Below are 10139 nucleotides of genomic sequence, written 5' to 3' on the forward strand. Positions count from 1 at the left end.
CCCTGTAGCAACTACAGGGTCAAGCATGAAAATCGATCACCGGCTTCAGCCAAGGCTTTCGCGTCGCAGCGAGCACTTGACCCTCTGGCTGCTACAGGGTCTACGACGCCACCGGCATCTTCTCGCATCGGCACGAGGACACAATCGGGAGCACGGCGTGACGTTCGATTTCTTGCCCTGCTTTGCTCGAAACCTCGCCGCTGTTGCTGTGGCAGCAGGGTCGCTTGGCATCTTGCCGGCACAGGCGCAGCAGGCGCCCACCGAGCGGGACGAGGAAGAGATCGTTGTCCAGGCAACGCGCTCGGGCCGCACTGCTGACGACGAGGCAGTCCGCGTCGAGGTGATCGAACGCGAGGAGATCGAGGAGAAGATCCTCATGACTCCCGGCAACATCGCGATGCTGGTCGCCGAAACTCCCGGCGTGCGGGTGCAGGTGACGTCGCCATCGCTGGGGTCGTCGAACATTCGCGTGCAAGGCATGGATGGACGCTATACGCAGTTGCTGGCCGATGGACTGCCGCTTTACGGCGAGCAGGCATCGTCGGCGGGTGTCCTGCAGATTCCGCCGACCGACCTTGGCCAGGTCGAAGTCATCAAGGGTGCGGCTTCGGCACTTTATGGCGCATCCGCGCTTGGCGGCGTCATCAATTTCGTGTCGCGCCGACCCGATGATGCTGCCCAGGCCGAGGCGCTGCTGAACGTGACGAGCCGGGGTGGGCAGGACCTGACTGCCTATGCCGCCCTGCCGGCAGGCAATCTGGCAGGCGCTTCGGCAGGCGATGCCATCGGCATTTCTCTGACCGGCGGGTTCCACCGGCAAGATGCCAACGACCTCGACAGCGACGGCTGGGCCGACATGCCCTTTTATCGGCGCTGGACCCTGCGTCCGCGAGTGTTTGTCGAAGCCGCCGATGGCAGCAAGCTGCTGCTCACGGCAGGTGCCATGACCGAGGAGCGGACAGGCGGCACACTGCCGGGCCGGACCGCACCAGATGGCCGGGCCTTTGTCGAGGCGCTTGATACCACCCGCTTCGACGCAGGCATCGTCGGCGAGACTCCGATCGGCGATGCCTTGACGCTCCATGCGCGCGGTTCGTTGATGCGGCAGACGCACCGCCACCAGTTTGGCGAAATCGTCGAGGACGACCGGCATGAAACCAGCTTTGGCGAGGTGTCTCTGAACGGCAAGGCTGGCGCGCTGGATTGGCTGGCGGGCGTTGCAGTGCAGCACGATGGTTATCATTCGGAGCAGTTCAGCGGGTTTGACTATGATTTTGTGGTGGCGGGCATGTTCGGGCAGGTGGAAGCCGATCTTGCCAAAAACCTGATCTTTTCGGCGAGCGCACGGCTCGATCGCCACAACCAATACGGAACCTTCTTCAGCCCGCGTCTGTCGGCGCTCTACAAGTCAGGCCCATGGACCGTCCGCGCGTCATGGGGGCGCGGGTTCTTCGCGCCGACGCCCTTTGTCGAACAGATCGAAGCAGCCGGCCTGTCGCGTCTCGAACCAAACGACGGGTTGCAGGCCGAGCGCGCGCAAACCGCGTCGATCGACATCGGCTATCGCAGCGGCGGCTTCACTGCGAGCCTGACGCTTTTCGGATCGGACGTGCAGGATGCGGCACAGGTGCAGACGGTTGGAGCCGACCGGGTGCGACTGATCAACGCCGCAGGCCCCACGCGAACCCGCGGTGCCGAGCTGGTGGCTCGCTATCGGTGGGATGCCTTCTCCATCACCGGCAACTATGTGCGGGTCGACGCCAGCGAGACCGACCCGCAGGGCAGCGGCCGGCGCACAGTGCCGCGGGTGCCGCGCGATACCGCCGGGATTGTTGCCATGTGGGAGGAGCAGGGCAAGGGCCGCATCGGGCTGGAGGCCTATTATACGGGTCGGCAAAGCCTTGACGACAATCCGTATCGCGCCGCCAGCAAGCCCTATGTCGAGCTGGGGGCATTGGCCGAGGTCGTGATCGGGAAGTTTCGACTGTTCATCAATGCCGAAAATATCCTCAATGTCCGGCAAACGAAATTCGACCGACTCGTGCGACCTGCTCGCGCCGCCGACGGTCGTTGGACGGTCGATGTCTGGGCACCGACCGAAGGCTTTGTGGTCAACGGGGGCCTACGGTTGATGCTGGGCGGCAGGGAATGACACCGAAGCAAAGTCGATCGGCGAAAAGGTCCTGACCCCAAGTCAGTCGTCTGCGCCCACAAACGGAATTTCGCCCAGTGCCACCGGGTCGAAGGTGATTTCCGAGCGGATGATGCTGTCGGCGCCGGCCATCATTTCGCCGCTCAACAATTGCAGATCGAGGCGTTCGCTGTCGCGCCTGCGGTATTCGGCCTCGATGGCGTCGATGATCGGGTCTGGCGTGCCGAGCAGCGCCAGTGCCTCGCGGCCCAACGTCACGGCGCCGTCGAATGTCTCGCGCACCACGGTTTCGACGCCGGCGCGGCGCAGCGCGATCCAGTGCATGCGATCGAACGCGCGGGCGGCGATGGGCAGGTCGGGCCATTGGCTGCGGATCGGTGCCAGCGTTGCTTCGGCGTCCCACGCGCCGTCCATGGCGAATATCAGCATGCTGGCCTGTTCGATGCCGGCGGTGCGCAACAGGTCGATGCGGCTGCCATCGCCGAAATAGACGGTGTTGCCAAAGCGGCTGGTGGTGTCGATCAGTTCGGCATCAAGGTCGATGGCGGTGATGGCGATGCCGCGCGCCCGCAGCATCTGGCTGACGGCTTGGCCAACGCGCCCGGCGCCGACCAGCACGACGTGCCCGCCCTGAGCCGGCGCAGCCGTTTCCGGCCCGTCGCGGGTGCCGGCGATGCTGGCGCGTTCGAGCAGGCTCGACGCAGCGCGGAACAGCAGCGGGGTCAGCGCCATCGATACGGTGACGACCGCACCGAACAATTGCGCTGCTTCATGGCTGATGAGCAGGCCGCGTTCGGCCTCGGCAAACAGCACGAAGCCAAACTCGCCGCCTTGCGCCAGCAGTACGCCCATCTTGAGCGCCGGGCGCCAGCCGCCGTAAAAGCCGCGTGCCAGCGCCGCAATCACCAGCGTCTTGATCGCCATGATGCCGATGACCAGCGCCACCATCAATTGCCATTGCTGGGCGATGACGGTGAAATCCAGGCTCATGCCGATGGCGACGAAGAACAGCCCGAGCAGCAAGCCCCGGAACGGCTCGATGTCGGTTTCCAGCGCATGGCGATAGGGCGATTCTGCGAGCATGACGCCGGCGACGAACGCGCCCAGCGCCATCGAAAGCCCCAATGACGCCATCAGCAGCGCACTGCCCAGCACCGACAGCAACGCGGCAGCGACGAACGCTTCACGCGCACCAAGCGCGCCGATGACGCGGAACACTTGCGGCAGCACCCAGCGGCCGATGGCGAGCAGAAACGCCAGCGCTGCCACCGTCAGCAGCGCCGTCTGCCAGCCGGGCAAAGCATCGGGGTTGGGCGCGCGTGACAGGGCCGCAACGATGGTCAGCAGCGGCACGATGGCCAGATCCTGGAACAGCAGCATGGCAAAGCTGCGTTCGCCGAATGCCGTGCCGGCGATATGGCGTTCATTGAGCAATTGCATGACCAGCGCCGTTGATGACAGGCCCAGCGGCAGGCCGACGACCAGCGCCGCTTGCCAGGTCAGGCCAGTCAGCGCCAGCATCAGCCCCGTGAGCGCCACGCCGCACAGCAGCACCTGCGCCGCGCCCAGCCCGAAGATATCCCGGCGCAGCGCCCAGAGCCGCGATGGCTGTAACTCCAGCCCGATGACGAACAGCAGCAGAACGATGCCGAATTCGGCAAAATGCAGCACTTCATCGGCGTTGCCGACCAGCCCGAGCAATGACGGCCCGATCAGGATGCCCGCCGCCAGATAACCGAGCACGGCGCCGAGACGAAAGCGGATGAACAGCGGCACCAGCACGACGGCGGCGGTCAGATAGGCGACCGCTTCGGGCAGATAGGCGGGCAGTGCGGCGGGCAGGCTCATGGTGCCAGCGTCAGTGGGCGTTGATCGCTGGAGAGGCAATGGCGGCCTCGACCGCTGCGGCATGGGCTGCGTCGAACGCCAGCAGGATGGAGCCGTGGCGGGCGCGGTGCGGGCGGGCAGGGGCGAATATCTCAAGGCCTGGCCAGTCAGGCGGTGTATCGTCCGTGCCGGCCAGCCAGTCGGCCAGCGCGGCGCGTGCGATACCCAGGTCGGACGCGGTCTTGCCGGTGATGGTATCGGCCACAAGCGTGGTGGCGGATTGCCCCAAGGCGCAGGCCCGCACCTGCCAGCCATGCGCCGCGACGCGCCCTTCGGCGTCCAGCGTGATATCGGCGGTGACCTTGCTGCCGCACACCGGCGAGACGCGCATCACGCTCGCTTGCGGCGCGGCCAGTCGTTCAAGGCCGGCGCTGGCTGCCGCCAGCGCCAATATGCGTGTGTTGTAGAGCGCCTCTGACATGCAGCCGATATAGGCGATGCTGGCGGCTTTGGCCAATGGCGCCGCGATCAGAAGCGGCGATCAGCCTCGGCGCCAGCTTGTGCCGCCCGGCCGGTCCTCGACGATGATGCCATGCGCCGCGAGTGCATCGCGGATGCGGTCGCTCTCTGCGAAGTCCTTGGCGGCGCGTGCCGCGATACGGGCAGCGACCAGTGCGTCGATTTCGCGAAGGCCCAGCCCTGCAGCCGCCGGTGCCTGGTCTTCGCCCTGGAACCAGTCGGCGGATGCGGTGCCCAATAGCCCCAAAAGGTTGCCCGCCTTGAGCAAGGCATCGCGGTTCCGGTCCTTGGCGTAGCCGCCCATGACGGCAATGGCCGCCGGCGTGTTCAGATCGTCGGACAGCGCCTCGACAAAGGCGCTGATATCGGCGCTCTCGTCCCACGCGCCATCACCGGCGGTCCGGTACCAGCGGTTGAGGACATTGCGGGTCTGGCGCAGCACCTCGTCGGTCCATTCCAGCGGCTGGCGATAATGCGCGCTCAGTAGCGCCAGCCGCAGCACTTCGCCGTGCCAGCCCTGCGCTAGCAAGTCAGGGACATTCACGACATTGCCCAGCGATTTCGACATCTTGTCGGCGCCGCCCATGTTCAGGAAACCGTTGTGCATCCAGATGTTGGCCAGCGGTGCGCCGTCATGCGCGCAGGCGCTTTGCGCGCATTCATTCTCGTGGTGCGGAAAGCTCAGGTCGATGCCGCCGCCGTGAATGTCGATGGTGGTGCCCAGCGCCTCCGCAATCATCGCGGAGCATTCTATGTGCCAGCCAGGACGCCCACGGCCCCATGGACTGTCCCAGCCGGCCTGTTCGGGGCTGGAGGGCTTCCAGAGCACGAAATCCATCGGGCCGCGTTTGTAGGGCGCAACCTCGACCCGTGCGCCGGCGATCATTTCGTCCAATGGCCGCCGCGACAGGGCGCCATAGCCGGCATGGCTGGGCACGTCGAACAGCACATGGTCGCCCTCGGCATAGGCATGACCCTTGGCGATCAGCGCCGCGATCATGGCGATCATGGCCGGAATGCTGGTGGTGGCGTGCGGCGCGAGATCCGGCGCCATCACGCCCAGCGCGGCGGCGTCGGCGAGATAAAAGTCCTCGAAGCGCCGGGTGATGACGTCGATGGCAACGCCTTCGGCGCGGGCCTGGTCCATGATCTTGTCATCGATGTCGGTGATGTTGCGGGCATAGACGACGTTGCCAGCGCCATAGCTGTGACGCAGCAGCCGCTGCAGCACGTCGAACACCACGGCGGGGCGGAAATTGCCGATATGGGCGCGGCCATAAACGGTGGGGCCGCAGACATACAGCGTCACGCGTTCGGGGTTGATTGGCGCCAGAATGTCTTTCTGGCGGGTCATGGTGTTGTAGAGGCGAATGGTCATATCGGTGTCGCGGGCGATTTTTCTTCGGCCTCGTCCAGCAATTGGTCGAGCGCGCCGCGCTGCCGCCGGTCATAGCCGCTTTGCCCGCCATTCTCGCTGCTGCCATTTTCCGGCAAGCCCGGCCCGGTCAGGCCGGCGTGCGGGTCGGCGCCTTGTCCGCTGCGACCGGTGCGGCGCTGGTCCTCGACGAAATTCACCATGGCGCGCGATACCATGGCCAGCGCCGGCGCGGTGCGCGATTTTGCCAGCCATTCCGGTGGTTTGCCGCCATTGATGAGATCAAGCCCCAGCCCGATGAGCAGTAGCCCCAAGGCGGCGGCCAGCACGCCCTTGGTGGCGCCAAAGCCCAGGCCCAAGATGCGGTCGAACGGGCCGATCAGCGTGGATTGCTTGCTGCTGTCGCTCAATTGCCCGCCGATCAGGCGCACCGCGACAAAGGCGATGAGGAACGGCCCGAGCACCGACAGGACAGCACCGCCGGATTCGGAGCCGGCGATCCTGATGGCCATCGGCTCGGCCGCGCCATGGAAGAAGCGGACCGCGGCAATTCCGGCAATCCAGGCACCAAGGCTGGTGATCTCGCCCAGAAAACCCCGGGTCACGCCGCGAAAGGCACCGATCCCGATGACCAGCAGGACAATGATGTCAAAGGCAGTGAATTCGTTCATACCTCTTGCGCCATAGCTGACATTGCGAGCCTGTCACAGGGGGCGAAGCGAAATTTGGGCGCGGCGCGAAATTTGCGGTTCAATCTTTTTCGGGCGCCAGATATTCGACCAGCGCATTCAGGCTGGCGAAGCCGTTGATCTTGAGGCCGCCGCCGGTCGTGCCCTTGGGCACCATTGCGCGGCCAAAGCCCAGTTTCGCTGCCTCCTTGAGCCGCAATGACGCCAGCCCGGCAGCGCGCAGCTCGCCCGACAGCGCCACTTCGCCGAACGCCACCGCATCGGATGGCAGCGGCCGGTCTGTCAGCGCCGACACCAGCGCCGCCGCCACTGCCAGATCGGCGGCCGGATCCTGCACCCTCAGGCCGCCGGCGACATTGAGATACACCTCGTGATTGCCGAACCCCAGCCCGCAGCGTGCCTCAAGCACCGCCAGCAGCATCGACAGTCGCCCGGAATCCCAGCCCACCACTGCGCGGCGCGGCGTCGCGCCCGATGGCACGCGCACCACCAGCGCCTGGATTTCGCACAAGACCGGCCGTGTGCCCTCAAGGGCCGGGAACACCACGGCGCCGGTGACGGATGCGCCGCCGGCCCGGTCGGTCAGGAACAGCGACGACGGGTTGGCCACTTCCTCAAGCCCTTCGGCGCCCATCGCGAACACGCCGATTTCATCGGTGCCGCCAAAGCGGTTCTTGACGGCGCGCAGGATGCGATACTGATGGCTGCGTTCCCCTTCGAAATACAGCACGGTATCGACCATGTGTTCGAGCACGCGCGGCCCGGCCAGTTGCCCGTCCTTGGTGACATGGCCGACCAGGATGAGCGCGGCGCCGCTGGTTTTGGCATAGCGGATCAGCTCCTGCGCGCTGGCCCGCACCTGCGAAACCGTGCCGGGCGCGCCTTCGAGTGTGTCGCTGTGCATGGTCTGGATGGAATCGATGACCAGCATTGCCGGCGTCGGCGCGCCGCCAAGCGTGGTCAGGATATCGCGCACCGATGTTTCGGACGCCAGCGCCACGTCTGCCTTTGCCAGCCCCAGCCGGCGGGCGCGCAGCCGCACCTGGTCCGATGCTTCCTCGCCAGAGATATAGGTGACGCGCTGGCCTGACCGCGCCATGCGGCCCGCCGCCTGCAACAGCAATGTCGATTTGCCGATGCCCGGATCGCCGCCGATCAGCGTGACGGAGCCGGGTACCAGCCCGCCGCCCAGCGCCCGGTCAAGCTCGGCGATGCTGGTCGAAAGACGCGGCGGCAGCACGACATCGTCGGCAAGGCTGGCCATGGCAAAGGTGCGCCCGCCGCTGACCAGCGAATGCTTGGCGGAAAACGTCGTTGCCGCCGGCGCGGCCTCGGCCTGGATGGTGTTCCATTCCTTGCAATCGGCGCACTGGCCCTGCCAGCGGCTGGAGACAGCGCCGCAAGCCTGGCAGACATAGCGTGTGACGGATTTGGCCATGCAGTCTCCAGATGGGAACAAGTCAGGAACATAGGCGGTGGCCGCCAGCGCCGCAAGCCGGATTTCGGTTGACCGTTCAAGGCTGGCGGCCTGATACTCGGCTGACGGACAAGGGGAAAAACACGATGTCGTTGCGGCGATTGGGGCTGGCACTGGGCCTGGCATTGGGCCTGGGGATTTCCACGGTTGCGGCAGCGCCGGCGATTGGCGCACCGCTGCAGGGCGACGTGGCCCGGTACCGGGCCGCCAATGAACAGGCGATTGCCCGGCAATTGGCCGACATGATCGCAATCGAAAGCGTTGCCGCCAACCCGGCGGGCCTGCGCAAGCAGGCCGATATGCTAATGGCGGCGCTGGGTGCGCGCGGCTTTGCGGCGCGGCTGCTGAACGGCAAGGGCGGGCCGCCGTTGGTGTATGGCGAGCTGAAAACGCCCGGCGCAAAACGCACCGTGGTGTTTTATGCGCATTATGACGGCCAGCCGGTGGAGCCGGCGCAGTGGACGAGCCCGCCGTTCGTGCCGGTCATGCGCAGCGTGAACGGCGCGCCGGTCGAATGGCAGGCGGGGGCGCAGAAACTCGATCCGGAATGGCGGCTGTTCGGCCGCGCCGCCAGCGACGACAAGGCGGCGATAGCGGCGTTCTTGACGGCCTTTGATGCCATCAAGGCCAGCCGCCGCCGCCCGTCGGTGAACATCAAGGTGGTGTGGGAAGGCGAGGAGGAAGCCGGATCGCCGCATCTGAACGACGTGCTGATCGCCAACAAGGCGCTGCTGGCCGGCGACCTGTGGCTGATCGGTGATGGCCCCGTGCACCAGTCACGGCGGCCGCTGATCAGCTTTGGTGCGCGCGGCGTCACGGCGGTGGAAATGATCGTCTTTGGCCCGGCGCGGGCGCTGCATTCCGGGCATTATGGCAATTGGGCGCCCAATCCCGCCGTTATGGCGGCGGGTCTGGTGGCGGCCATGCGTGATGACGATGGCAACATCCTGATTCCGGGTTTCAGCGACGATGTGCGGGCCGTCACCGCCGCCGAGGCCGCCGCCATCGCCGCGCTGCCGCCGGTCGAGGCCGATCTGAAACGCGACCTGGCACTGGGTCGCAGCGAGGGCAGCGAGGGCCTGACCGCCAGCACCATGCGCCCGGCGCTCAATGTCCGGGGCATCAGCACCGGCAATACGGGGGCCAGCGCCGCCAACGCAATTGCCGCGCAGGCGCGGATTTCCATCGATTTCCGGCTGGTGCCGGGCCAGACGCCGGACGGCGTGCGCCGCAAGGTCGAGGCGTTTCTGACGGGCCGGGGCTGGACCATCACCGATGCGGCGCCCGATCTGGCGGCGCGCGCCGCGCACCCGCGCCTGATCCGGCTGGATTGGGAAGGCGGCTATCCGGCGCTGAGGGCCGACATGACGACGCCGGCGGCGCGCGCCGTGATCGCGGCGGCCAGCGCGGCGGCGGGGCAGCCGGTGGCGGTGCTGCCGATGATGGGCGGCAGCGTGCCGATATATATGTTCGAACAGGTGTTCGGCGTGCCGATCATCGGGCTGCCGATTGCCAATCACGACAACAACCAGCACGCCGCCAATGAAAATCTGCGGCTGCAAAATCTGTGGGATGGGATCGACGCCTATGCCGCGATGATTGGGGGGCTGGATTGGTGACGGGCAGGGTTCTGATCTGGATCGGATAGCGGGGCGACATGCGGACCAAGGAATTGCGGCTGGCCCTGGTCTGCTTTGGCGGCGTCAGCCTGGCTGTCTACATGCACGGCGTCACCAAGGAGGTGTGGAAGCTCAATCGCGCGTCCATGCGGCGTCATACGCTGGAAGACGCAACATTTTCAGGGGTGCCCGCCGGCACCGACCTGCCGCCGGCCAATGACAGCGAGGTGGTGTATGGTGCGCTGCTGGAGGCGCTGCCGGGGCTGGATCTGCGCGTTGTCACCGACATCGTTGCCGGCGCATCGGCGGGCGGAATCAATGGCATATTGCTCGCCAAGGCGCTGGTGGAGGGCCATGACCTTGATGCCATTGCCGAGCTTTGGCTGGGCGGCGCCGACAGCGACCGGCTGCTCGATCCGGTAGCGGCGTCGCGCACCTGGTCCAAGCTATGGGCGATCCCGCTGGTGTGGTGGGTGCGCAG

The 10139-nt window shown here is 66.3% G+C and carries 8 protein-coding genes; 3 read left to right on the forward strand and 5 right to left on the reverse strand.

The window, feature by feature from the left end:
• The first annotated feature begins 157 nt into the window (after positions 1-157).
• Entirely contained in the window at positions 158-2152 is a 1995-nt protein-coding gene (locus RMQ73_RS11340) for a TonB-dependent receptor domain-containing protein (RefSeq protein WP_310498353.1), read from the forward strand.
• 42 nt (positions 2153-2194) lie between these two features.
• Here RMQ73_RS11340 and RMQ73_RS11345 read toward each other — a convergent pair whose 3' ends face one another.
• From RMQ73_RS11345 to radA, 5 genes are all read right to left on the reverse strand, one after another.
• Positions 2195-4000: a monovalent cation:proton antiporter-2 (CPA2) family protein gene (locus RMQ73_RS11345; protein WP_310498354.1), complete on the reverse strand. Its 1806-nt coding sequence runs from the start codon at positions 3998-4000 to the stop codon at positions 2195-2197.
• A gap of 10 nt (positions 4001-4010) precedes the next feature.
• Entirely contained in the window at positions 4011-4496 is a 486-nt protein-coding gene (locus RMQ73_RS11350) for an iron-sulfur cluster assembly scaffold protein (protein WP_310498355.1), read from the reverse strand.
• Positions 4497-4520: 24 nt separating this feature from the next.
• Entirely contained in the window at positions 4521-5876 is a 1356-nt protein-coding gene (gene cysS, locus RMQ73_RS11355) for a cysteine--tRNA ligase (protein ID WP_310498357.1), read from the reverse strand.
• Positions 5873-6544 (reverse strand): CvpA family protein, encoded by a 672-nt coding sequence (locus RMQ73_RS11360; RefSeq protein WP_310498358.1) that lies wholly within the window; start codon positions 6542-6544, stop codon positions 5873-5875. Before RMQ73_RS11360 ends, cysS begins: the two co-directional genes overlap by 4 nt.
• Before the next feature lie 79 nt (positions 6545-6623).
• The gene (radA, locus tag RMQ73_RS11365) at positions 6624-8000 is read right to left on the reverse strand and encodes a DNA repair protein RadA (protein ID WP_310498359.1); all 1377 of its coding nucleotides are present in this window, start codon (positions 7998-8000) and stop codon (positions 6624-6626) included.
• Positions 8001-8125: 125 nt separating this feature from the next.
• Here radA and RMQ73_RS11370 point away from each other — a divergent pair, with 125 nt between their 5' ends.
• The gene (locus tag RMQ73_RS11370; protein ID WP_310498360.1) at positions 8126-9658 is read left to right on the forward strand and encodes a M20/M25/M40 family metallo-hydrolase; all 1533 of its coding nucleotides are present in this window, start codon (positions 8126-8128) and stop codon (positions 9656-9658) included.
• Positions 9659-9696: 38 nt separating this feature from the next.
• The coding region (locus RMQ73_RS11375) for a patatin-like phospholipase family protein (protein WP_310498361.1) at positions 9697-10139 on the forward strand (443 nt) is incomplete at its 3' end.

The sequence above is a fragment of the Sandarakinorhabdus sp. genome (assembly GCF_031430775.1).
Taxonomy (GTDB): Bacteria; Pseudomonadota; Alphaproteobacteria; order Sphingomonadales; family Sphingomonadaceae; genus Sandarakinorhabdus.